Genomic DNA, 24,737 nt, shown 5'->3' on the forward strand with positions numbered 1-24,737 from the left:
ACAATATTATTTAGTAAGCCATCCTCCATCAATCGGCATAACAGCTCCATGAATATAATCAGCTGCTGAACTTGCTAAATAAAGTGTTAAATTCGCTACTTCGTGTGGTTGTGCCCAGCGACCTGCAGGCGTTTCATCGGCAACCCATTTTGCGATTGCACCATCACCTTCAAAATCGGCTTTGTTCATCGGTGTTTGAATGGCTCCGGGTGCAATGGCATTAGCACGAATTCCTGCACGACAATAATCTAAGTCTAACTGCTTCGTATAGCCGACAATTGCATGCTTAGATGCTGTATACGCCGCGCCCCCACCACCTGCAACAAGCCCTGCGATAGATGCCATATTAACGATCGTGCCCGATTTTCGTTTAACCATATGGGGTAATATCGTATTTGTCACAAAATAAGTACCTTTTACATTAGTATTCATAATTTTATCCCAAAGCGCCTCATCTGTATCAAGCGTTTTAGCAAAGCCATCTAAAACGCCTGCGGTATTTAATAAAATATCTACCTGTTTAAATATTGAAATCGCCGCTTCAAATGCTTGCTCTACATCGTTCTTATTGCATACACTTCCTACTTGATAGGCAAATTGTTCAGGAAATTGATGATGTAAATTTACTAACCCTTGTTCATCTAAATCAAACCCGAATACACTCGCCCCATTTTCTAAAAATGCAATAGCTTGGGCTTGACCAATACCTGAAGCAGCCCCTGTTACAAATACCGTTTTACCGTTATATTCTTCAAACTTCATACATATCTCTCCTCAAAAAACAAAGAAACCACCTCATTTGAGATGGCTCTTTCGATTAATTGACAATTACCCAATCTTCCGCTAATAAATCACAGACTGTCGGTGTGAACATTGTATAGCCCTCACCACGTACATTAATTAAAAAATAAGGATTCAAAGCCTCGCCATCATGTTCGCTTTGTCCAACAAGCTTCACATATAATTCGGCACCGCCCCAACCTTTACGAATTACTTTTTCTCCCGCTTTTAAGCGTGGTAATATCTCTTCAAACGTCATTTAAATACATCCTTTATTTACATTCTTTATCGGATTAGTATACCGGAATTCTTGAATGTTTACAACCTGATCAATTATGTCTCTGCATAATTGTTGCTGTCGCTTCGCTTTCGCACAGAAAACATTTGTTGCTGTCGCTTCGCTTTCGCACAGATAAACAATGCGTCCAGAATCGGCTTTGTGCTTAGGCCCGTGATGCAGGTCAGTTAGCCATTAATGATTTTAGGCTAACATCCAATATAAGAACTCCTTTCCGATTCCGTGACATCCGCCCGTGGCTTTAACTTCTCGGAACAATTCGAGCTTCATTTAAATTCATCAACGTTGGAGCTCAACCTTTGACGTTTCAATCCTTCCGTAATTTTCTCTACTCACCTAATATCAATCCATTTTCTTCTTCATTTGCACTTGCGCTGTCTTCACCTCTAACCCGTTTTCCATCAAATAGCTCGCCGCTGGATTGCTTGCTAAAAAGTTAACCGTGGCTATATTTACTTTGTGATTTGTAATACTTGCGATAAAGTGTGGAATATGATCTACATTGCCATTCTCCAATAGCTCTAATTGATAAAGCACTATGTGGTCGATGGCTCCATCCTGATCCCATACTATTTTATATAACATATAACCAATCGCTTCATTATTCTCGTTGTAAAAAACTTTAGCTTCCCCTTGTTTATTACTTTGCCAGCTACATTGCCAAGGAACATCTTCCTGATAAAAAAATAAATAAGGAAGTTGCTCTGGCCGAATAGTTTCCACATGAATTGTAGCTTGCTCCTCTACTTTTGCTTCATATTCGCCACTTAAAAATAGCAATTGATTTGTAATTGTATAGCCGTGCTTCTCATATAGCGCAATTGCTACTTTATTCTCTTTTATAGCTTCAAGCGTTGCAACTTCCACATTCTCTCTTCCATAGATGGCGATTGTTTCTTCCATTAAAACACGAGAAACACCTTTACCGCGATAGTCTGGAGAAATGCCTGTTCCACCATTCCAAGAGGTTTTCTTACCATCTATTTGTCTAAAGCCATTTAATACAATGCCTACAGGATTATTACGATCAAATGCGACGATTGATAATTCTGGCGATAATCCTTCTCTAACGAGTCGGTTTAAAAACATCTCTTCATTCATTTCTATTTGGACAAAATACCCCTCAAAGCCTTTATTCCAAGCTTTTAAAATTTCCTCTAACGTGCACTGCGAGACTGTTTTTATTTCCATACTTTTCTCCCATCCCTAGCTTAATTAGAGCTACTACCTAAAAGTGGTAGCTCTTCTAAAGTTAGTTTTTTTATTATTTCATACCCATTTCCAGGACCTTTTGGTTTCACAATAACCATTTCCATATTAGAAATATTCCCTAATCCAACACCTTCGGGAAAGCTATGGGCAACGATCACTTGATTCGTACCCTGTGGTGGCTTTCTTTCTAGCATCGATTGCAGATTTGATAATATATTTGTTTTTTCAACGATAGGTATGTTTCCACCCAATTTATAAATTTCATATCCAATTGGATCAATTTGGATATAGGCATAGGGAAATGCAAACTGTGCCGTTTCAAACGTACGACAAAAAGGACTTGCGACAATCGGTGAACTAATCGGAATTTGTAAATAGCGAAGCATTTGTCCAAAGTAAATTGCCTCCCTTCGCCCAACTTCAGACAAATTTCTTTGAGTATAACAATCTTGAAAATTTAAATTTGGCTGATCTAACCCGACAGTTGCTTGGCCATGCCTCGCATACAAAACAAATCCACCCTTTTTCAATAAATCAAGGATTGATTCATCCAATTATTCCATCTCCTCCTAATAGAGTACCATTTTGATTATTAGTAATATATGAAATGAATTGCTCAAAAAATGTAGAAATGAAAGTTGAAAAAGCTTTTAGCAGCAAAGGAGTTACTTCATCGAAAGAGCAACTAAATTTTCCGGGATAATTCCTTTATTTTGCTGGTAAAACTCCTTCTTTAGCCGCTAAAACTCCCTCTTTAGCCGCTAAACTCTTTTACTCCGCAGCTAAAACTCCCTCTTTAGTCGGTAGACCCCTTTACTTCGTCGGTAAAACTCCCCATTCGGCCGTTTGCCGTAAGGGGAAATTTTGTTATATGGGTACCATGCGGATTTACAGCGCTAAGCCCATTTTCCTGACAGTACCTCTTTATGCAATTTTAATTTAATCCAATTCATCAGATTTTTGAAATCTTATTCTATCCTTATTTGTTGGAATTCCGTTATTTACTTTTTCCCATTTGCCATTTTTAAATAATTCGTATTGTTCAAAAGCAAAAGGTAATCCCTTTGCTGTAGCTATGTCACTACTATTCATAAGTTGAAAATGCAAATGCGGAGCAAAGGAGTTACCTGAATGACCAACTCTACCAATAACTTCACCTTTTTTTACACTCTGACCAACGGAAACCTGAATTGACCCTGTTTGAAGATGGACTAATGCAGCATATACATTATCGCCACATTCTATAATGATGTAGTTGCCAGCAACTATTTGTATGTCGTCTTTTTTCGGGTCGAAATAATGAGCATTTTTATAAGCGTTAGACATATCTGAAAGCAATTTTGTTCGTGTACGTTCTTTATAACCATCCTCTGCTTGGACAATAATCCCATCGCAAGGAGAATAAACATCTTGACCCCAACAATAATATTCATCTAAGTGAACCCCAAAAAGTAGATATTGCGCCAAGCTAACGCGATAGGCGGGCCAGCCCTTTCTTTCCCAATCCACTTGTATAAAGTCATAAGCATATCTTGATGCTAATTTGTTTGTGCCGTGACTCGGAATTTTTGTACCTGGAGTGTTAGGAGAGTGCCATTCTCCTCTCAAAGGAAACTCTACAATTATCGGCTCACGCGCATCAATCATCTCATATCCCTCCTCCGCCGATTCTTTACCTACATTATTGAAAATGACTAGTGCTACAAGGGGAAGTACTATTACGATACTGATACGTGCAGTCAACCGTTTTTTTCGTGTTGAATGCACATTTCCCGACCTCTTATTCATTTCTTGACGTGTAGAATACTTTTCTAAGTTCATCAAAATATCCATCAAGTTTTTCAATAACGAGTTCAAAGTTCAAAGACTGAGATTCTGAATTTCTAATATCATCTAATATTTCATTAGTAAATCCAATATTAGACCAAAGTATAAACTGCTTGCACTTTTCTAGATCCAACCCCTTTCTAAACTTAGTTTCATCTATTTCATCAAATAATTTAGAATAACAGCTTGAATGTTCTTTGTTTGTTCTATTTTCGAGTTCCTCATTTACCTCATTAGAATTAGTAGTTCGTGAAAGTTTATTAAACTCTAAAATCCAAGGGTACTTTTCCGATAGTTTAATTTGCAAAAGATATGATTGACGCAATCTGTCAAAAATATCTTTTGCATCATAATTCATCAATTCGAAATATTCTTTTTTTATTAGGTCAGAAAAGTAATCATACACAACAAGAAAAAACTCCTGCTTGCTACTTACATAGTGGAACATAAGGGCTTTAGAAATTCCGGCTTCTTTTGCAATTACATTTGTTGAAGCGTTGTCATACCCCTGTGATGAAAATTCTTTTAAAGCTGCATTTAAAATTGCGTTCCTTCTTTGAGAGTCTAAATCTAATAATTTTGTCAACATTCGTCACTCCTTTATAAGAAACATAATTAACCTATCAAGTAAATTCCATTATATGGTTATTTATCTGTAAGGTCAATGAATGTGTTAATTGAACAAAATGAAATCCACGACTTTAGTGATTCTAGCCATCATTTCGAAGATTCTATCCACGACTTTGGACGTTCTATCCACGACTTTGAACTTTCTAATCCATCATTTCAAAGGTTCTATCCACGACTTTGGACGTTCTATCCATTAATTCAGAAGGCTCTTATATTTTTATAATAGCTAAAGAAGAAGCTTTATCCGGTGAAGAATTGAAGGCTGCGTTCTAAAAACTTTGGGATGAACATTACGAGGAAATCAAAAAGATAGTGTTATAAGGGGATGTATTTATATGGCGAACGAACATAAAGATCCATCTAAGGGCTTGGAGCCGTTCAAGGATTATACTGAGTTTGAGGCTTATGTTTTAAAACGGGTGGAGATGAAATAGGGACACGGCTAGAAGGAGAAGAATCAATTAGAGCAACTACTGAATTTTTATCAAAGATTACGGAGGAACTTAAAGAATATTTAGAGAGCGTTGCTTAGAAGAAATGCGTGCGCGTAATTAAAGCCGTCAAATGTGACGGCTTTATTTGCATTACTTTAACACTTAACTTTTAATAAAAATTTTCTGCATGAAGTTTAGAAATTTACTTTATTGGAATGGTAACTATTGCTGTTGTTTCTAAATATTTTGATGAATCGATAGAAATTTGACCGTCGTACTTATTAACAATTTCATGCACAATAAACAAGCCCTGTCCTCTTATTTTACCACTTTCTGGTTTTTTAGTGGAAAATCCTTGCTTGAATATTTGCCCTGCTTCTACAATGTTTGGTCCGGTATTTGTAACCTTAAATTCATATTGCTTATCATCAGCTTTACAGCAAATTGTAATTTTTCGTTGCTCTTCCGGTAATTCATTTGCTGCATCAATCGCATTATCTATTAAATTCGACAAGATTTTGATTAAATCCGTTGTTTTAATTTTATTAAATGCATCCTGTGAGACTGAAAAATCCATATCAATATTATGATTTTGTGCAGTTAGTTTTTTCGTTTGTAATAATATCGCCAAGCCAGGATGATCAATATTTAATTTGAGTGACTTAATAGCCTGAACCTCTTTGGATAGTGAAGATAAATATTGTTTGGCCTGATCAGGTTTGTCTAATTGCAGAAATCCATGCAATACTTGTATATGATTTGTGAAATCATGTCTTAAAGAGGACACGGAAGTGATTAAAGTCTTAATTTCTGCTTGATATGTATCTTCTGTCGCTCCAACTTCCTCTGCTACTTCTTTTTGATACCATCTCTGTAAGAAGAAAACAGAGCAAATAACGATTAAAATGAGGGCACCATTAAAAATAAAGATGAAAAGATTGTCTTTGATCACTTTTCCCTTGATGCCATTTAATGTGTCTGCACTAATATCAATACCTATGTATGCAATAATCTCCCCTGCTTTATCTTTGACTGGTGCACCAACAGATAAGTAAGAGCCATATACAGGGTCTGATATTACTTCTGTTACATATGTTTCTCCATTATAAGCTCTTTGCACTTGCATCTCGGGTACTGTACAGTACATTCCGATATCAAAGCCTTTAAATTCAGCTGGTAAACCCATAATCATTGCTTTGGATACCTTTGGATTTTCAATCTCTAATGTATAAACAAATAAGGCACCTATTTTTACTCTTGCATCATTTAAGTAATCTCTTAATTGCCAATAATAATCGTTTTTCACGGGGTTATCTAAAAATTGTTTGTATGCCTCTACATCAATTGAAGATGCAATAGACATAGCCGCTTCCAGACTTTGGTTAGCGATTGACTCTTCAACTGTCTTTTTCATTTTTATATAGGATGTAAAGATGTTTAAGCTTGTAAACAGTATTAATAAGATAGTTGATAGTAGTAAAATTAGTTTTATTTTTCGTGTTTTCATACAAACTGGTACTTCCTCATCTATAGACATGAATAATGCCTTAATTTAGTTGGGCTTGACTTTCGCATCAAATACAAAAATCGTTAGCCGAAGTTAACATCATGTCATACTCTCCACTAGGGAAACGATTTCAATCCAATATTCCTATAATACTATAGTAGACTTCGTTTTTATGGTTGTTCAATTATATCTCGACATAATTACGTCCGGAATCGGCTTGGATAAATGCATACTTCATGATTCTTCGCCTCTCTAAATAAAAATATTCGTTCTTATCTTATCATCCCAAGCGAGTTTTGACTATTACCAACCCACATTTATCGCCACTTACTTTTTGGGCTATCTCCTTCCCATTATTGACGTTGGAGAAGTCTATCAGGAACTGATAAAATTCTAAAACAATTTTTATTTTTCGAACGAAACACCATTCTAGTCGCAACCATTAGTTTAATAATCCTTCATTAGAAAGTAAACTAAAAAGGAGAAGGATTTTTAATATGCCCCCTCCTTATTATATATTGCTTATTCCATTCTTTCTCCGCTTTTTGAATCAATCCGACCTTTTATCCTTTTAGGAAGTGTTAAAGCTTCGTCCAAATAATCTTTAAAAGAAATTGTAATCGGTTCTGCGTCCTCCCCTATTCCAACGATAACTTCTAGAAGTTTTGGCGAATAAACTACAGTATGTAATGTGCCAAAGTATTGTTGATAGTGCTTAAAAAATAACGGAGAATTTCCATTATTAAAATGTCGATAAGCAGCCATTGTAGTCAAATTTTTTTCAATTAAATAATTTATAAAATGTTTTCGATTGACAGACCCTTGAATATTTTTCTTATTTTTCTCTTTCATACTCGTTGTTTGAAAATGATTCGTACAAATTAACGGATTTTCATATCTTAATTCCTGCTTATGTGGGGAAGCTTCTACTACTATAGATTGTCCGCTTTGATCTGTCATTGAGTAATTGTAACAATAACCATGTGGGAGTTCTGTAATTAATTTAAGTGCTTCTTCAATATTTTTACATTGCTCTAATAATATTCGGACAATCGTTGAAGCGATAAAGCCCTCACCATTGTACTCATTGTTGACAAAATGTAGACCAACAACTAACCCATATTCATTCATTCCATCAAGTCTACCTATAATTTGTTGGCTAAATCCAACACTCGCATATCCATTCATTGGATTAGAAAATACAAGTCTTGCATCATACAATGTTGGACTAAAATCATAGTTTCTAATATAATTTCCGTCTTGCACAAAAGAAGTACAGCCCATTTCAGGAAAGGTAATATTATAGCCACTATACATATCAATGACAGAATCCAGCATTTGAGCTAATCCAACGGCCAATCCTTCCATTTCTTGCAAAAGACTAGGGGAATGAAATTGTAGTAATTGTTTTGCCATTTGGACATTTATAAAGTTCAGAGATTCATTTTGTATTGGATGAAAAGTTGATAGTAGTTCTTTACTTTGCTGAAGCCCAATTTGATAGTAACTGCCCCTTAGATTTACAACTTCTACGATTAATTCTTCATAAAATCTCATTAATTTTCTCTCCTTACCTACTGTAATTGGTTTCTATATTCATCGTAATGCTTCAAGTAAATAAAAGGTCCAGTGAAATAAGACATATAAAGACCAGGCCTATAAAAGCCTGATCTCTTCATTCTAACTATTTATTTTTCCTACTTGATGTCTTTGTCTCATCTTGTACATTTAAAAATTCAGGTCGCATTCGATAACCTGTAGGAGATAAGCGAACTAAAGATTTTTTAATGTCCTGCCAATTTAAATCTGCGCTCATATTTAAGTACGGTACACCTAATACTCGTATGTTTGCAGTATAAAGAAGTATGAAAAACACCGAAATAAAGAATCCAAATAACCCTAAAAAGGCAGATGCTAAAATGATGATTATCCTGAGAATGCTCATTGCTGTTACGAAAGATTGATTGACGAGTGTAAAAGCTGCAATACTTGACGTAGCGATAACTACAATCATGGCAGGGCTCGTAACACCCGATTTAATAGCTGCATCTCCAATAATTAATCCCCCGACAACACTTATTGAACCGCTGATAACATTGGGTAGATGTATATTTGCTTCTCGAAATAATTCAAACATAAACAGCATCATTAATATTTCTAGAATAGTTGGAAATGGGAGCCCCGTTCTTGATTCAACGACAGTTGCCAATAGGATGAATGGCAATTGTTCTTGATGGTGAGTCGTTAATGCAAGCCAAAAACCTGGTAAAAGTATACTTATTAAGATAGCTATTATTCGTAGTATACGCTCCATAGAACTTACAATAACCGGATACTCATTATCCTCACCGGATTTAAAAAGTAACATTGAATTAGCCGGGGTAATGATGGCATATGATACTCCATCAACCATAATGATAATGCGTCCTCTACTTAAAGCTTGTACAGCAAAATCAGGGCGGCCAGTATAATCATGTCTAGGTAGAATTTTTGCACTCTGCTCAATTCTCTCCATCAACAAATCCCCACTAAATACAATATCCGTATCCACACGTTGCAACTGTAGTTTTATTTGCTCAAGCATTTTTTGATTGACGACATCTTCAAAATAAAGTACAGCTACAGTTGTTTTTGATCGTTTACCAAGTTCATATGTTTCAACACTCAATGAATTAGTAGGTAACCGTTTTCGTAATAAAGCTATATTGATAAAAACATCCTCAATAAAATCATCTCTCGGACCTTTGACAACTAATTCAAGAGTTGTTTCTTTAGGCTCCCGATTCGGTTTTTTAGCGATATAACTTGAATACAGAAAATTCATATCTTCAAAATAGAGTAAAACATGTCCTTTATAAACTCTTGTGATGGCATCATCTTTACTTGATATTTTCTGAAGATGGGGAACGTGTAAATTGTTTTGTATATGTTCTTCTAACATTTCCTCCGCTGTTGCAGTAAATAATGATTGAACTCGTTGCACAATAACGGTCTGCAGTAACCGCTCATCAACCATCGCTTCACATTTTATCAAATGTACTTTATGTTGCTGGAAGAAATACTCTTGGAATATTACATCAGCAGAGCGTTGAAATAGTGACTTCAAAGATTTCAAATTTAATTCTTGTTCCATTGAAGAAATATCCCTCATCTCCTACTGAGCCAGCTCCAAATTAGTACATTTATGAGTAATAACATAAATACACTTACGGATATTTTCCCCATGTTTTATAAAAATATTCAAGAATACTTAATGTTTAAAATGCTTCTCAGAATAATTTACATATGCAATTTCCATACTATTATTCGACAATATTTATCCAATCAACTTTTTTAAATTTGCCATTTCAATAGCAGACATTGCTGCGTCATAGCCTTTATTTCCTGATTTAGTCCCTGCGCGCTCAATCGCTTGTTCAATATTTTCTGTAGTTACAATGCCAAAAATAACAGGTACATTTGTAGTTAGTGACACATTTGTAATTCCTTTTGCTGATTCATTACATACATAATCATAATGTGTTGTTGAGCCACGGATTACTGTACCTAATCCAATAATGGCATCATATTTCTTTGTTTCAGCTAACTGTTTCGCGATGAATGGCACTTCAAATGCACCAGGAACCCATGCTACATCGATAGAATTCTCATCCACACCATGACGCTTTAAACCATCTAATGCACCGTCTAATAATTTGCTTGTAATAAATTCGTTGAAACGACCAACTACTACTGCTATTTTTAAATCCGTACCAATTAATTGTGCTTCAAATGTTTTAACCATTTTGAATCTCTCCTCTATTATTTAGTCTACTCATCATAACGTGGGGTTGATTTCCGTTCCGACTAGGCGCTTTCCTGGGGGCGTCCGATGAGTCGCTAATCCCAAGGAGTTGTCTAGTCTCCACTCCAATCAACTTATATACATAAAGTACGTTTTAACAAATGTCATTCCAAACTTTTGTTGATGTTCCTTTATATTGTCTGTGTGTTTTCTTCCATTATTTGTTGTCGACGATATGTTGCCAATGCTTCTATGGAAATCATTTTTAAATGATGTTGTGCTGCATATTTAATGAGGTCATTAAAGCGTAGCATTTTGCCATCGTCGCCCATAATTTCGCAAATAATGCCCGCGGGAACACTATGACAAAGTTTGGCCAAATCAATTGTAGCTTCTGTATGTCCTCTACGCTCTAATACACCATTATCTTTTGCTATTAACGGGAATACATGGCCTGGTCTACGAAAATCTGCGGCTTTCCCTTGTGGTTCTAACATTTTTTGTATAGTCATTGCCCGTTCAAATGCGCTAATTCCAGTCGTTGTGTCTACATGATCTATACTAACGGTAAATGCCGTTTGATGATTATCTGTATTAATACTAACCATAGGCTTTAATGCTAACTTTTGTGCAAGCTCCTGTGAAATCGGTGTACATATAAGACCTCGTCCATAGGTCGCCATAAAGTTAATCGTTTCTGGAGTCATAAATTCCGCAAGTGCGAGTAAGTCCCCTTCGTTTTCTCTGTCCTCGTCATCTACTACAATAATCATCTTCCCTTGTTTTAAATCCTCTATTGCTTCTTCAATTGAATGTAGCAATATCGCCGCCTCCAGTTCGTAAAATGTTAGTTAAAACCCGTTTTGTGCTAAGAAATCTCTTGTGATGGTCGGAGGTTCCTGTCCACACTTAAGTTGATGCAAAATGTATTTTCCAACTAAATCGGTTTCTACATTAACGAGATCACCCATTTTCTTCATACCTAAAATAGTTTCCTGGTATGTGTGAGGTATCAGTGATACTGTGACACCGTTTTTCTCGACATGAAAGAGTGTTAGACTCGTTCCGTCAATTGTGATAGAACCCTTTGGAATACAGTAGTTCGTTAACTCTGTTGATAGTTCAATATCAATATAGACTGCATTTGCTAATGGCCGCTTGCGCACTATTTTCCCTACCCCGTCAACATGTCCGGATACAAAATGACCACCGAAACGTCCATTAGCTGACATAGCACGCTCTAAATTTACCGGATCTCCAACTGCGAGCTGCTGTAAATTTGTTGCGCTCACTGTTTCAGGCATTACATCCATCGTTAGCTCTTGTTCATTAAAATGTATCACTGTTAAACAAACACCATTGACCGCTATACTATCCCCGAGCTTTACATCCTCTACCATTTCCTTTGAAATAACGGTAATTTTCATACTTTGCCGATCGCTTTGCATGGTTTTTACGGTACCAATATCCTCAACAATTCCCGTAAACATTTTTACACCTACTTTCATTCATTTAATAATTTTCGTTCAAACAAAAAACCCCTTAGATTAAAGGGGTTTGGGAGTTCATATACATAAGACGTCAACAAATAAACCTCATGGATATAATATTTTTTTCCATAGGCTGTCATCTCATCGTTCTTCTCCCATCCAGACTGTCACTGTCGGTTTTGGATTTGCACCAAATCAGCTTGCGCTCACGGACTTTGAATTTCTTCATCACCGCCGATTGGGAATTTCACCCTACCCCGAAGAACAACTGCTATTCAATTTTTTAGCCAAATAAAACAAAAACTACTTCCCAACTATAAAATGGGAAGTAGTTAAAATAAAAGCATACTCAAACAAACCTTATAAACTCAAGCGAATTTAAAAAGCTCACACTTTTACCCTTCTCCCATCCAGACTATAACTGTCGGTTTTGGATTTGCACCAAATCAGCTTGCGCTCACGGACTTTGAATTTCTTCATCACCGCCGATTGGGAATTTCACCCTACCCTGAAGGATATTTTATTTAGCTATTTCTTACGATAACACTACTTGATTAATTTATCCAGATAATTCTCAAAAACAATTTCTAAATTTCAGTAATGATCCCCATCCACATGTAGTACTTGACCAATAACGAAGGATGAGTCATCGGGGGCTAAATATAGGTAGGCGCATGCCCCGCTCGTTTTATTGACGTATTTGACAACCGTTGGATACCTAGAGACAGTTAATGGCATCCAAATCGGTCCTGGGGCGACTGCATCCCTCGAACCCCTCTTCTGTATTTTACCGCTTCCTTCATATGCTAAGTTGTCTATATTTCCCTAAGACACTGCTAATAACCATACTATTGATCTAAAGCGAATAAATTAATATATACTTACACAATGAATAACAATAATTTAAATATGCTAAAACTAAGTAAGCTAAAAGCTACTTATTAAGGAACCTCTATTCAATTAGCACGTTACATTATAATGGCACTTTTTTAATCCGCTTGACATTAAAATTCATAGTGACACTGTGAGTCATTGTTCGTGCCAACGTTAACAATGAACGCAACGACTAGGATTAGATTCCCTTCTCACATTGGAGGTTTTTTTATTGCAAAACATCTTGAAAAAAAAATCTTTTAACAAAGTTATATTTTATACCTTTATCGCAATTTGCTTTATCGCTTCTGTTTTTTTCGTTTATCACAACGAAGCATTTTATGATCGTCCAATTGCGGAAGTTATAAAAACGGAATTAAAAGAATCAAACCCTGTAACGGATTTGTATGAAAATGAAGATCATTTATATACTCAGCAAATTACAGCTGTATTAAAAAATGGTGAAAAAAAAGGTAAGCTTATTCATTTTACAAATGAGTATTCAGCATCTGGAGCCTTTGATCAAGAGTACCATGTTGGGAATAAATTATTTGTTTCCATTAAAGCAAATACAAACAAAAATGGGGATTTAACTGGGGCTATTTTAGACGTGAAACGTGATCAGTTTGTCTTGATAGTGGCGTGGATTTTTATTTTTGCTTTGCTGATCGTTGGTAAAAGGCAAGGGTTATTTTCAATCATCAGTTTAATTGTAAATTCTCTTGTTTTATCCTACGCTTTGGATTTATATATACAATCTAATATAAATTTGATATTTATTAGCGGGGTATGTGTTCTTTTATTTACGGTCATTTCTTTAATTCTCATTAACGGCTTGAATGAAAAAACATATGCAGGGATTGCTGCAACACTTATCGGAACATTTATTTCGTTATTGATTAGCGCTTTAGTTCTGTGGATCACAAACGAAAATGGAATTCGATATGAAGAGATGCAATTTTTAACGCGACCTTATCGAGTGATTTTTATGGCTGGGTTATTTATTGGAGCACTAGGAGCTGTAATGGATGTCTCCATCACAATGGCTTCTTCAATGTTCGCTTTATTTGAGCAAAACCAAAATATTTCTGACCAAGCACTGAAAACCTCAGGGATGGACATCGGGAAAGACATTATGGGAACGATTACAAGTATTTTGTTTTTTGTTTATATTTGTGGCTCAATCCCTATGTTGATTTTATATTTGAAAAACTCTTATCCATTAGGGCAAACACTTTCCATGAACCTTTCATTAGAATTAGCTAGGGCACTAGCAGGTGGAATAGGTGTGGTCTTAACAATTCCAATCAGTTTATACACTTCTATTTTTTTCATTAATCGAAAGAGGGAAAAATAATGAATGTATTAGTATGGTTAACTGCCATTTTATTCATATTGATGATCGTTATTGGTGGAAAAAAAGGAGTACGATCTTTTCTATCTTTATTTTTAAACTTTGGAGTACTCTTTATAACTATCTTTTTAATGACCAGTCAGAAAAATAGTCCGATTTTATTAACGCTCATTGCCTGTACCGTCATTAGCTGGATTAGCTTATTTTTTATTAATGAAACGAGCAGTAAAACGGTAACTGCATTCATTTCTACCATGATTACGATTGTAATTTTATTATTATTCATTGTTTTTGTAACGGAGAAATCAATGATTCGAGGATTCGGGGAAGAATCCTCAGAAGAAATTAGCATATTTTCTCTTTATATTGGTGTCAATTTTGTGCAAATTGGAGCTTCCGTTATTATTATGAGTACGATTGGGGCCATTTTAGATGTTGCCATTTCTATTGCTACTTCCATGCATGAAATTCTTCATCATAATCCGTTAATTAGCAGAAAAAAATTATTTACATCAGGTTTAAGCATCGGAAGGGACATTTTAGGTACAGATACAAATACATTATTTTTCGCTTTCTTTGGTGGATATTTAAGCTTGCTCATATGGTTTAAAGATTTATCTTATTCAATTGGTGAAATTATTAATTCAAAAGTATTTGCCACTGAACTTATTATGATATTCTGCGCAGGTATTGGAATCGCACTTATCATTCCTATTACTTCCTCGGTAAATGCATATTATTTAACAAAAAAACGCGATACAACACAAGATGCTTCATAGTATTCCTACCTGTCACCCAGCTCAAACAACGGATGACAGGTACTTTTTTGTCCATTCAACTACATAAAAATTTTCAGATGATTTCATTATTGAATTCGATGCATTTTTCGGTACAATATTTACCAAAGAACACCCCTTACCTCCCTTTACTTAAAGAAATATTTATCCATTAGTAAAAAAATTTATTCGTCTGGGGTTATTAATAATACTCTGTTACATATTCTGTATAATCATGTCATTATTTTAAAAATAGGCAGTAACATTTTCAAGAAAAAAACGTCTTTACAACTAGATAATTAAAGGAGAAAGTTTGTTATGAAATATATTATTTTTGATTTTGATGGAACACTGGCAGATTCTACAGCAGTGTTTGCATCAGCTTGGAATACGATTGCGCAAAAATATAAATTTAAAGGAATAGAGTTAAAGGAAATCGAATCATTGAAAAAATTATCTATAGCGGAGCGCAGTAAATTATTCGACTTCCCTATGTATAAATTGCCCATGATTTTGCCACAGTTTTACCGCTTATATCGTCAGTCATTAAATGATGTTCATCTTTATGATGGTATTAAAGAAGTCCTTACGGAAATTGATCAAAGGGGCTATAAAATCCTTATTATTTCTTCCAATTCACAGGAGAACATTTCAGAATTTCTAAAAATGAACGGTATTCATTGTGTGTCAAATGTTCTTTGTTCAAACCGTATTTTTGGAAAGGATAAAGTGATTAAAAAGTTTTTAAAGGACTCAGGCATTACACCTTCAGAAGTTTTATACATTGGTGATGAGCAAAGAGATATTGTAGCCTGCAAAAAAGTGGGCGTGCCCATTGTTTGGGTTAGTTGGGGATATGACGCTATTGATGTTGTACAACAAGAAGAACCCGAGTACAAAGTTGCTACCCCACAAGAGATTTTAAATATCATATAAACTAAGAGGATCATAGCGATTAAAAAATGGCTATGATCCTCTTGTTGTTGAAAACAATTATTGTGGGAATAATTTAAGGTCCCAGATATACCACTGTCGCTTCACTTTCGCACATAAAAAACATTGCTGTAGTTTCGTTTTATTAGAGGAACAGATTGAAGATACATATTTAGTGGTTGATTGGAGTGGAGACTGGGCGACTCCTTTGGGATTAGCGATAGAGGAACGAAGGCTAAAACAATCACGTCCTGTGATAACGCCTTCGTGACCAACATCGTGTTGCTGTCGCTATGCTTTCGCACAGAAAACATTTGCTGTTGCCGCTACGTTAGCGCGAAAGCGAAGCGTCAGCGACAAAGCACCTAGTCGGAACGGAAATCTACTCCTCGTTTTACAAAAGAGCAATACTATGGCTATTTCAAAATTGCTACATATTTTTCTGCTGTTCTTATCTCAATTGTAAGAGAATTTTTACTATAGCTAGCTTTAATTAAAAAAGGTACGTTAGTTGTATTTTGAAATCTGAAATCTAAGCCACCGTAGGAAACTGTAGCGTCTCTTCCTTTTGGAACGTACCCGACATCTAAAGAATGGTGATGACGTTCTACAAATTTGACTGGTATTTGATCAACCGCGTTAAATAAGGTGCTGGACGTTTGACAGATACCTCCCCCAATGCCCATCACAACCTTTTTGTTGATGATTTCTGGCGCAGGCTGATAACCATTTACTTCGTCTCTTGGTCCAACGACTGTATTAAAGGAGAAATAATCTCCACTTCCAACGATAACATTATTAATTGCCTTCGCCGAAAGTTCAATATTTTTATTTCTTCCTACATCACGAGTATTGAAGTAGGTTGTATAGGATGCAACAACTACGTCTTCTAAATAAGGAATATCTTCAAAATTATAGCCGCTTTCTGTAAAAGATAGAGGCATCTCCACTTTACCACCAGTTGCTGATGCTTCTAATATTCTCTCTACTAAGTCACTTTCTTTTAAAACAATTAAAGGACTACCTTTAATTATTTTTCCTTGATCGTCCAGCTTATCGAGTATCATACGTTTATCATAGCCGGTTGTTTTTTCATTCCCTCTCGCTAAATCTTTTGCTAATTGCTCAATTTGCTTTGTATATGATTGTCTGTCACGTTCATAGTCCATTTCTTGCGGTGAAATTGTTTGTACGATGGCTTTTGTAGAAGGATCCACTATTTCAACAACGACTGACTCTGCTTGTTGTTGTTCAAAGGTAACAGGCTTTTTTACATCTTCAGATTTATGCTCTGACTCTTGAATTTGTTGTTCTTGTTTTTTCTCATCCGCAGATTTCCCTTGACAGCCAATTAGCCCAATCGTACAAATAATACTTAGTGTGGTTATCCACTTCTTTTTCAAATAAAACACCTTCCCTATCGTCATACTACAGAGACATCTTATTCGTGTATTCCAGATAGTGTGTTTCATTTCATCATTTTTATTTGTTTATAAAATCAATTATGCCTCGACATAATTGCGTCCGGAGGCTTTAACTTTTTAAGTTAAAAACACTCTACAAAGTTGAATGACATTGTAGAGCGCTGTTTTTTATAGATGCAGGGTACAGAACATCCCTTTATCAATTTTATTATTTTGCATATTTCACACTAAACCTATAGATCAATACTATATAAATCCAATCATAAATAAAGATTGCAAGCGAAATGATAGTAATCAATGGTGTTCTAAAATACAAATAGAAGCAAACTGCTGCAAACACAGTACCGATCATTTTACAAATGGCTATGCCCATTGATTGTCCACTTAAGTTCCCTCTTTGTATGAATAAGGCAATAAAAAGCCCTGACATCATCAGATTTTGGAAAAATGCTGCATATATGCCGGCCATATCTTCGAATTCATGCATCATCGCTAAAATCGTGAGAAAGCTTACTACGAGTGTTATGAAAAAAGATGTATAAAATACCTTTCTCGGAATAATTTTTTTATACTCCTTATAACCATAAAGTAAAAATTGCATCAAAATGAAGATATCCAAAAGAAACCATAGGAAAGTAAGGATCCTTTGCAAGTCATTTAGTGGATACATAAATGAAAAAATAAATTCCCATGAAATATTGGCACAAATTGCGGCCATAGGCATCCCATATTTCTTATCCTTTATTCCTTGTTTGATGATTAATATATATGTAATAATCCAAAATAGCCACATGCCGAATTGGCTGATCAATATGAATTTTTCTTGATGAATATTTACAAACTCCTTCCCTCTAATTATCATTTTTCCATACTATATGATGAAATCTATTCTTTATGTCAAAAGAAAGTAGAAAGGATATGTAAATACTCAAGATCTTAAAAATCATAAGAGTAAGCGCCTATACATTCATTAACCAATCATATATAGTAAGACGAGGTGATGATATGAAAAATAAAATTTATTTTGATAACGAACAATTTATCGCAGGCACTACCTTAAAGGATGACATTGAGCTAGAACATAACAATATGGCACTGCATACATGTGTGAATGAGGCAGATGTGTTAAGCAATCGAAAAAAATTAGCAGCTACTTTAGAATGTGACTTAAATAATTTTATTTGCACACAGCAAACACATAGTGCTAATTTCCATAAAGTCACGATTTCTGATAAAGGACGCGGCGCAGAGCAAATGGACACTGCCATTAGTAATACCGATGCACTTTATACATTAGAACCGAATTTACTTTTATGTAGTTTTACAGCAGATTGCGTACCTGTCATTTTTTATAATGAAGTTAATGGCCTTATTGGCGTAGTACATTCAGGATGGCAAGGCACAGTTAAGGAAGTCACACCAAGACTTTTCCAACATTTGACAAAAAATGAACAATGTAATCCACAAGATTTTCACGTACAAATCGGTATGGCACTTAGTCAGGAGAAATTTGAGGTGGATACAGATGTCTATGAAAAATTCCACAACCTAGGCTATGCTGAGGACTTTATGTATTACAATGCACAAACAAATAAATATCATATCGATAATCAACAAACTGTGAAAAAGCAATGTGAGCTTGCAGGTATCCCTGCTGATCAGATTTTGATTGATACAACGTGCACATTCCTTAGCCCAGATGGTTTTTCCTACCGACAAGATAAACAGGTTGGCAGACATTTAAGCTTTATTATGCGAAAAGAACAATAGTTAAAAGAGGCTGGGACAAATGCGTTTCAGCCAACAAAAATACCGAACTATCCAATGAAACTCTCATGAAGTGTTTAGGAAAAGTTCGGTTTTTCTTTTTATCGTGTTTTGTTAATTTAGAGAAACGTGGCGTTCTTAGACTGAGTTCCTATATTTCAGCACATGTCTTTTGAACCGAAAGCGTAGCGACAGGTACAGGTGTTTGGACACCCATTAAAAGAAATTAAGCCAAGCCCGCGAAAGCGCCAACTCGGAGTGAAAATCAACCTTTGTTTATGGAGACGCATTATTTACTCTTTTGTCCCTTTTTTATAGTTGCGGCAAAATGAGCCAAATCCTTTGTTACAAAAGCAAAAAGGATGTATCTCATAGTAGAAATACACCCTTTTAACATTTAATTATTTATTAACCGGACGTTCTTTTCCAATTCTAAAAACATAATAGCTAATGATAACAAGAGCTAAGAAAATAATTCCCACGATGAGAGAAACTCTAGTATCATCATTAAACCACATACCGATAAGCACCATTACTAAAAAGGCAATCGTTATATAGTTTGTAAATGGTGCAAAGGGCATTTTGAATGGGTGCTTTGACAGTTGTTCACCTTTTATTTTTCTAAATCGTATTTGACTTATTAAAATCACAAACCAAGGAATCATCCCAGGTAATACACTTGCACTATATACATATACAAATAAATTCTTTGGCGCTATATAGCTTAGAATAACACCGATGACCAAACCAACTAGCACGCCTACTGTGCCGAAAATAGGAACACCATTATTAGAAAGCTTCGCAAAAAATTTAGGTGCCTGCCCATTCATGGCAAGCGTATACAGCATACGTCCCGCACTATAAATACCACTATTACAGCCTGACATTGCTGCTGTAATGACAACAAAATTAATAATTCCTGCTGCAGAGGTAATTCCAACCTTTGCAAAAGTTGCAACAAATGGGCTACCAATCGTACCTAATTCATCCCACGGATAAACTGTTACAATGACAAAGATTGCACCGATATAAAATATTAAAATACGCCAAATAATACTTTGAATCGCGTTCGTAATTGTTTTTTGAGGATTTTTCGCTTCCCCTGCCGTAATCCCAATAAGCTCAACGCCTTGATAGGCTGCAACTACTAATGATAACGCAAAGAAGAAGCCTGTCCAACCACCTGTAAAGAAGCCTCCATGATTCCAAAGGTTCGATAATCCAATTGCCACACCTTCGTTACCAATACCAAAGAAGATAAGACCAAAGCCTGCAACGATCATTAAAACAATCGTCACAATTTTAATCATGGCAAACCAAAACTCAAATTCTCCAAACGTTTTAACAGAAATAAAGTTGGCAACGCCTAAAATCACCATTGCAATTAAACCTGGAATCCATGCTGGTAAATCAGGATACCAGTATTGCATATATGTTCCTACTGCTATAATCTCTGACATCCCAACAATGACCCACTGAAACCAGTTACTCCATGCCGTTAAATAACCGGCTAATGGGTGTATATATTTATAGCCAAACGTTGCAAAGGAACCTGTACTTGGCTCCATGTACAGCATTTCTCCCATTGCTCGCATAATGAAAAAAATAAAAATACCTGCTATAGCATATGCAAGGAGCACGGATGGCCCTGTCCATTGGATGGCGTTAGCAGAGCCCATAAACAAGCCCACGCCAATAGTACCTCCAAGAGCAATCATTTGAATATGCCGTGCATCTAATCCCCTTTTTAATTCTTTATTCGCCACTAAGTTACGCCTCTTTCTGAAGTTCTTTCTACGATGAATTATCTTATAATAATAATAAATTCTATTGAAAAACACAATTGTATTTTTAGGAAAAACACGATTATTGCAATAATAAGACAAGGATTCTGAGCATTTTGGTGTTCTATATGTCAATTTGGTGGTTCTATCCATCATTTTGGAGATTCTATCCGTCACTTCGATGGGTCTATCCATCATTTTGGCCGTTCTATCCGTCACTTTGATGGGTCTATCCATCATTTTGGCGGTTCTATCCGTCACTTTAGCATTAAACGAATCAACTTAGCGTAAAAGCGTATTTGATTACGTAAAAAAACTCTATTCCATTGAATGGAATAGAGTCTACTTGGTTACTGTAATAACGTCTGTTCTTGGAGCTTTGCAGAGAAATATTTGCGTGCATCTGCTGTTAGAATTTGCAGCAGAACTACCTCTTCTTGACGCGCAAATTCTACAAACATCCCACTTAGATTTTCATAAACATATTTGATTTTAAAGCCGCTATCTAAATAATGATCCACTTTTTTTATTTCCTCTGTGCTTTGTTGATATTCTGACATGCTAACACTCCACCTTTCCGTTATCAACCGCTTGAAAACACGTTTTGTGTTTAGTGCATCCAGCTATAACGGGCAGTAATTTATCTGTACCGAAAGCGAAGAGTCAGGTACAATACTCCCACCTACAAATTCAGCGAAAGTAAAGGAGTGAACTGCCCGTAAAAGCCCGAATGTTGAAGACTAATTATCAGTGGAATGAACCCCCACTGATTAAAGTTTCACTTTATTCAGCACCTTTTATATCTAACAGCGGATCTGGTTGTTCAACGACATCATTCTCATCTGGGACAACAGTAGGAGCTGGCGTTTGTTGCTGTCCAAATAGTTCATCCAAATTGTGACCAGCTGTAATCCCTAAATATTTTGTATCACATGGATCTTCTAGCTCAGCTTGAGGGTATTTTTTGAACCACCAGTACTTCGCTAATACATAATATACAAGTGCCCCTACAAAGAACCCTACTAACGAAGAATAAGTAGAGAAAATATTTGCCACTGCACCACCGATAATCCAAGCGATTAAACCAGCTAAGTTAAATCCATTCCAATATTTAAATTGGCCATCTAATTCATACAGTGCTTTGACATGCACGCGACGCTTACGGATTAAATAATAATCAGCATATAAAATACCAACGATGGCTGTTAAAATTCCCCCAATAATTAATAGTGCATTAACTAACACATCAAATAAGCTCCAAGGTTGTGCTAGAATACCAATGATTCCTGCAATAACAACCCCAACCCAAAACGGCACTTTTGGCCCACCGATATTTGAGAAGATCGTTGCAGCTGGGATAACATTTGCAGAGGTGTTCGTTGACCACTGTGCTAATACAATCATTAACAATAAAATGCCTAAAATAAAACCGCTTGCACTTTGTTGTAAAGCATTGATAGGATCAGCAGAGGCAACAGCCATATAGCACACAGCACCAATTGTCACAATGAAAGTATTTGTAATCGGCATGACGATTAATGAGCCAACTAGCTGTGTTTTATTACGTTTGAACCAATTGCGTTCATTTTTCGGTGCTTTAAAGAACCTTGAAAGTGAAGGCATATCGGCTGCTAGTGTCGCCCAAAATCCCATATTCGCCATAATCACTACCATAAATGCAGTGAAGGCTGTAAATCCAGTTGTCGGCGATTCCACCCACGTCCAAATATTTTTCCCTTGAGCTACTGCATGATCTGCCAGTGTATAATACATCCAACAGGAAATTAAAATAATAACTGGCGCTGCCAAATCTGCAAAACGTTCAATAGATTTAATCCCAAGTGATGTATTAAATAATTGAAGTGCTGCAAAGACAATGAAACAGATAAACCAATTATCAAAACTAAAAAGTAAATTCAAAATGCCGTTTATCGCTAATGCTCCAAAATAAGTGTTCAGACCGAACCAACATGCAGCCGTTACACCGCGTACAAGTGACGGGATATGTGTGCCAAATGTACCGAACGGAGCACGCATATATACTGGGAAAGATAAGCCATGTTCAATGCCAATATCTCCAATTAACGTCATAAATACCCCAATTAGACAAGAGCCAATCAACGTTGCTAAAATCACCATTGGCAATGGTAAGCTCATGATTGCCGAGCCACCGATTGCAAAAGCCGCTAATACAATTGCCATCCCTATCCAAATTACTGCAAAACCAAATGTTCCAATATTTCTTTGTTGATGTGTCACTGGAAGTAAATCCGGGGATTTTAAATAATTCCCATCACGTTCCATATAATCTCTCCTTCTTTTATCAAATTTCCGTGACAACTTACATGAGGTTATTCCTTCCTTCACGAAAATGCTAAAGGAAGGTGGAATTTCAGTTTATCTTCATTCGACAAATTACTAACACATTAGAAGGTAGTGAAACTAATATAGATTAAGTCTCCAAACACAATTACACCAAGGCGAAATTGATTTTAGACTTTTTACTTAGCTAGACTGCTAATTAGAGATTGACGTTCATTCCAAGTCATTGGTGGAACTGTAGATTTGCGTTCAACCATTGTAATAGCACCATCTACAGGACAAACGATTGAGCATAAATTACAGCCTACACAATCCTCTTCCCGCACTTTCAGCATTGGGCGGCCATCTTCTGAATATAAATCGATACATTGATGCGATGTATCCTCACATGCAATATGGCACTTGTTACAGTTAATGCAAACATCATTATTAATTTCAGCCACGATTTTATAATTTAAGTCCAGGTCACCCCAATTGGAATATCTAGAAACTGAGCGACCTACTAAATCCATGACAGAGGCAATGCCTTTATCGTCTAAATAGTTATTGAGTCCATCAATCATATCCTCAACAATACTAAAGCCATGATGCATTGCTGCTGTACAAACCTGCACGCCAGTAGCTCCCATTAATATAAACTCGGCAGCATCTTGCCAGTTGGAAATACCACCAATGCCCGAAATAGGAACATTGATTAATGGATTACGAGCACACTCCGCAACCATATTGAGTGCAATTGGTTTAACGGCAGGACCGCAATAGCCACCATGTGCACCCTTTCCTGCTACATGAGGTACTGTATTCCATGTATCTAGGTCGACACCAGCTAAGCTGTTAATTGTATTAATCATACTAATGGCATCTGCTCCACCTCTTGTAGCCGCTTCTGCCGTTACCGTAATATCGGTAATGTTCGGTGTTAACTTCACAATTACTGGGGTTTTCGCAGCCTCTTTCACCCAGTACGTTTGCTTTTCCACTAACTCAGGTACTTGACCAGAGGCAGATCCCATTCCTCGTTCCGCCATCCCATGTGGACAACCAAAGTTAAGCTCAAGACCATCAACCCCTACATCTTCTACTCGTTTTACAATCTCATGCCACTTTTCTTGCTTTGGCTCCACCATTAAGGAAGCGATAATTGCGTGATGCGGAAACCTTTTTTTCGTTTCATAAATTTCTCGTAAATTTACTTCTAACGGACGATCCGTAATCAATTCAATATTATTGAAGCCAGCTACTCTTTGTCCGTTAAAGCTAACAGCTGCAAAGCGTGAAGAAACATTTAAAATCGGATCCCCCAATGTTTTCCATACAGCACCGCCCCACCCCGCTTCAAATGCACGTTGTACTTGATAACCTGAATTCGTTGGTGGTGCTGATGCAAGCCAAAATGGATTCGGCGATTTGATGCCCGCTAAGTCAATGCGTAAGTCTGCCATAGTAGTTCCCCCTTTATGCAATCTCACTTGGTTTTTATCAATTATGCCTCGGCATAATTGCGTCCAGAATCGGCTTTGTGCTTGCACAAAGAATTCCTTT

Annotated in this window: 23 protein-coding genes, 1 pseudogene and 2 riboswitches; of the genes and pseudogenes, 6 read left to right on the forward strand and 18 right to left on the reverse strand. The window is 36.2% G+C overall.

The window, feature by feature from the left end:
* Positions 1-6: 6 nt before the first annotated feature.
* The 6 genes from ACYQ73_RS00540 to ACYQ73_RS00565 all read right to left on the reverse strand — a co-directional run bounded on the left by ACYQ73_RS00540 (position 7) and on the right by ACYQ73_RS00565 (position 4,703).
* Complete coding sequence (locus tag ACYQ73_RS00540) at positions 7-762, reverse strand: 3-oxoacyl-ACP reductase (protein WP_460010664.1); 756 nt, start codon at positions 760-762, stop codon at positions 7-9.
* 55 nt (positions 763-817) lie between these two features.
* Entirely contained in the window at positions 818-1,039 is a 222-nt protein-coding gene (locus tag ACYQ73_RS00545) for a DUF2829 domain-containing protein (protein ID WP_142508321.1), read from the reverse strand.
* 381 nt (positions 1,040-1,420) lie between these two features.
* Positions 1,421-2,269, reverse strand: a complete 849-nt coding sequence (locus ACYQ73_RS00550) for a GNAT family N-acetyltransferase (protein ID WP_460010665.1) — start codon at positions 2,267-2,269, stop codon at positions 1,421-1,423.
* Positions 2,270-2,289: 20 nt separating this feature from the next.
* Complete coding sequence (locus ACYQ73_RS00555; RefSeq protein WP_460010666.1) at positions 2,290-2,844, reverse strand: histidine phosphatase family protein; 555 nt, start codon at positions 2,842-2,844, stop codon at positions 2,290-2,292.
* Between the two features lie 385 nt (positions 2,845-3,229).
* A complete protein-coding gene (locus ACYQ73_RS00560) occupies positions 3,230-3,937 on the reverse strand; it encodes a M23 family metallopeptidase (protein ID WP_460010667.1) in 708 nt (235 codons plus the stop codon).
* A 133-nt stretch (positions 3,938-4,070) separates the two neighbouring features.
* On the reverse strand, positions 4,071-4,703 hold the full coding sequence (locus tag ACYQ73_RS00565; RefSeq protein ID WP_460010668.1) for a TetR/AcrR family transcriptional regulator: 633 nt from the start codon (positions 4,701-4,703) through the stop codon (positions 4,071-4,073).
* Between the two features lie 78 nt (positions 4,704-4,781).
* Here ACYQ73_RS00565 and ACYQ73_RS00570 point away from each other — a divergent pair, with 78 nt between their 5' ends.
* Complete coding sequence (locus tag ACYQ73_RS00570; protein WP_460010669.1) at positions 4,782-4,970, forward strand: hypothetical protein; 189 nt, start codon at positions 4,782-4,784, stop codon at positions 4,968-4,970.
* Between the two features lie 413 nt (positions 4,971-5,383).
* Here ACYQ73_RS00570 and ACYQ73_RS00575 read toward each other — a convergent pair whose 3' ends face one another.
* The 6 genes and pseudogenes from ACYQ73_RS00575 to ribE form a co-directional block, all read right to left on the reverse strand.
* The gene (locus tag ACYQ73_RS00575) at positions 5,384-6,688 is read right to left on the reverse strand and encodes a sensor histidine kinase (protein ID WP_460010670.1); all 1,305 of its coding nucleotides are present in this window, start codon (positions 6,686-6,688) and stop codon (positions 5,384-5,386) included.
* 522 nt (positions 6,689-7,210) lie between these two features.
* Complete coding sequence (locus ACYQ73_RS00580; protein ID WP_460010671.1) at positions 7,211-8,245, reverse strand: C45 family autoproteolytic acyltransferase/hydolase; 1,035 nt, start codon at positions 8,243-8,245, stop codon at positions 7,211-7,213.
* Positions 8,246-8,372: 127 nt separating this feature from the next.
* Positions 8,373-9,821 carry a spore germination protein gene (locus ACYQ73_RS00585; protein WP_460010672.1) on the reverse strand — a complete coding sequence of 483 codons (1,449 nt, stop codon included), beginning with the start codon at positions 9,819-9,821 and terminating at the stop codon, positions 8,373-8,375.
* A 183-nt stretch (positions 9,822-10,004) separates the two neighbouring features.
* A complete protein-coding gene (gene ribH, locus ACYQ73_RS00590) occupies positions 10,005-10,472 on the reverse strand; it encodes a 6,7-dimethyl-8-ribityllumazine synthase (RefSeq protein ID WP_460010673.1) in 468 nt (155 codons plus the stop codon).
* 227 nt (positions 10,473-10,699) lie between these two features.
* Positions 10,700-11,293 (reverse strand): annotated as a pseudogene (gene ribB, locus ACYQ73_RS00595) (3,4-dihydroxy-2-butanone-4-phosphate synthase); the annotation flags it as partial.
* A gap of 30 nt (positions 11,294-11,323) precedes the next feature.
* Positions 11,324-11,962 carry a riboflavin synthase gene (gene ribE / locus ACYQ73_RS00600; RefSeq protein ID WP_460011493.1) on the reverse strand — a complete coding sequence of 213 codons (639 nt, stop codon included), beginning with the start codon at positions 11,960-11,962 and terminating at the stop codon, positions 11,324-11,326.
* Between the two features lie 143 nt (positions 11,963-12,105).
* A riboswitch (FMN riboswitch) is annotated at positions 12,106-12,231 on the reverse strand.
* A gap of 125 nt (positions 12,232-12,356) precedes the next feature.
* Positions 12,357-12,482, reverse strand: a riboswitch (FMN riboswitch).
* A gap of 594 nt (positions 12,483-13,076) precedes the next feature.
* On the opposite strand from ribE, the gene ACYQ73_RS00605 reads away from it, so the two are divergent.
* The 3 genes from ACYQ73_RS00605 to ACYQ73_RS00615 all read left to right on the forward strand — a co-directional run bounded on the left by ACYQ73_RS00605 (position 13,077) and on the right by ACYQ73_RS00615 (position 15,901).
* Positions 13,077-14,192, forward strand: coding sequence for a YibE/F family protein (locus ACYQ73_RS00605; protein ID WP_460011494.1), 1,116 nt, complete (start codon positions 13,077-13,079; stop codon positions 14,190-14,192).
* Complete coding sequence (locus ACYQ73_RS00610) at positions 14,192-14,968, forward strand: YibE/F family protein (protein WP_460010674.1); 777 nt, start codon at positions 14,192-14,194, stop codon at positions 14,966-14,968. The genes ACYQ73_RS00605 and ACYQ73_RS00610 overlap by 1 nt, the downstream gene beginning before the upstream one ends.
* Before the next feature lie 315 nt (positions 14,969-15,283).
* The gene (locus ACYQ73_RS00615; RefSeq protein WP_460010675.1) at positions 15,284-15,901 is read left to right on the forward strand and encodes an HAD hydrolase-like protein; all 618 of its coding nucleotides are present in this window, start codon (positions 15,284-15,286) and stop codon (positions 15,899-15,901) included.
* 413 nt (positions 15,902-16,314) lie between these two features.
* On the opposite strand, the gene ACYQ73_RS00620 is transcribed toward ACYQ73_RS00615, so the two are convergent.
* Entirely contained in the window at positions 16,315-17,301 is a 987-nt protein-coding gene (locus tag ACYQ73_RS00620) for a VanW family protein (protein WP_460010676.1), read from the reverse strand.
* 229 nt (positions 17,302-17,530) lie between these two features.
* Positions 17,531-18,184 carry a transmembrane-type terpene cyclase gene (locus ACYQ73_RS00625; RefSeq protein ID WP_460010677.1) on the reverse strand — a complete coding sequence of 218 codons (654 nt, stop codon included), beginning with the start codon at positions 18,182-18,184 and terminating at the stop codon, positions 17,531-17,533.
* Between the two features lie 143 nt (positions 18,185-18,327).
* Between ACYQ73_RS00625 and pgeF the strand changes: the two genes are divergently transcribed.
* The gene (gene pgeF / locus ACYQ73_RS00630) at positions 18,328-19,092 is read left to right on the forward strand and encodes a peptidoglycan editing factor PgeF (RefSeq protein ID WP_460010678.1); all 765 of its coding nucleotides are present in this window, start codon (positions 18,328-18,330) and stop codon (positions 19,090-19,092) included.
* Between the two features lie 398 nt (positions 19,093-19,490).
* Here the strand turns inward: pgeF and ACYQ73_RS00635 are convergent, their stop codons facing one another.
* Positions 19,491-20,855 (reverse strand): amino acid permease, encoded by a 1,365-nt coding sequence (locus tag ACYQ73_RS00635; protein WP_460010679.1) that lies wholly within the window; start codon positions 20,853-20,855, stop codon positions 19,491-19,493.
* Positions 20,856-21,030: 175 nt separating this feature from the next.
* Here ACYQ73_RS00635 and ACYQ73_RS00640 point away from each other — a divergent pair, with 175 nt between their 5' ends.
* On the forward strand, positions 21,031-21,159 hold the full coding sequence (locus tag ACYQ73_RS00640; protein WP_460010680.1) for a hypothetical protein: 129 nt from the start codon (positions 21,031-21,033) through the stop codon (positions 21,157-21,159).
* A gap of 64 nt (positions 21,160-21,223) precedes the next feature.
* Here ACYQ73_RS00640 and ACYQ73_RS00645 read toward each other — a convergent pair whose 3' ends face one another.
* From ACYQ73_RS00645 to preA, 3 genes are all read right to left on the reverse strand, one after another.
* Positions 21,224-21,433, reverse strand: a complete 210-nt coding sequence (locus tag ACYQ73_RS00645) for a hypothetical protein (RefSeq protein WP_460010681.1) — start codon at positions 21,431-21,433, stop codon at positions 21,224-21,226.
* A 223-nt stretch (positions 21,434-21,656) separates the two neighbouring features.
* Positions 21,657-23,177, reverse strand: a complete 1,521-nt coding sequence (locus ACYQ73_RS00650) for an NCS1 family transporter (protein ID WP_460010682.1) — start codon at positions 23,175-23,177, stop codon at positions 21,657-21,659.
* 197 nt (positions 23,178-23,374) lie between these two features.
* The gene (preA, locus tag ACYQ73_RS00655) at positions 23,375-24,637 is read right to left on the reverse strand and encodes an NAD-dependent dihydropyrimidine dehydrogenase subunit PreA (RefSeq protein ID WP_460010683.1); all 1,263 of its coding nucleotides are present in this window, start codon (positions 24,635-24,637) and stop codon (positions 23,375-23,377) included.
* Positions 24,638-24,737: the final 100 nt, after the last annotated feature.

Source organism: Lysinibacillus sp. CTST325 (assembly GCF_054665055.1).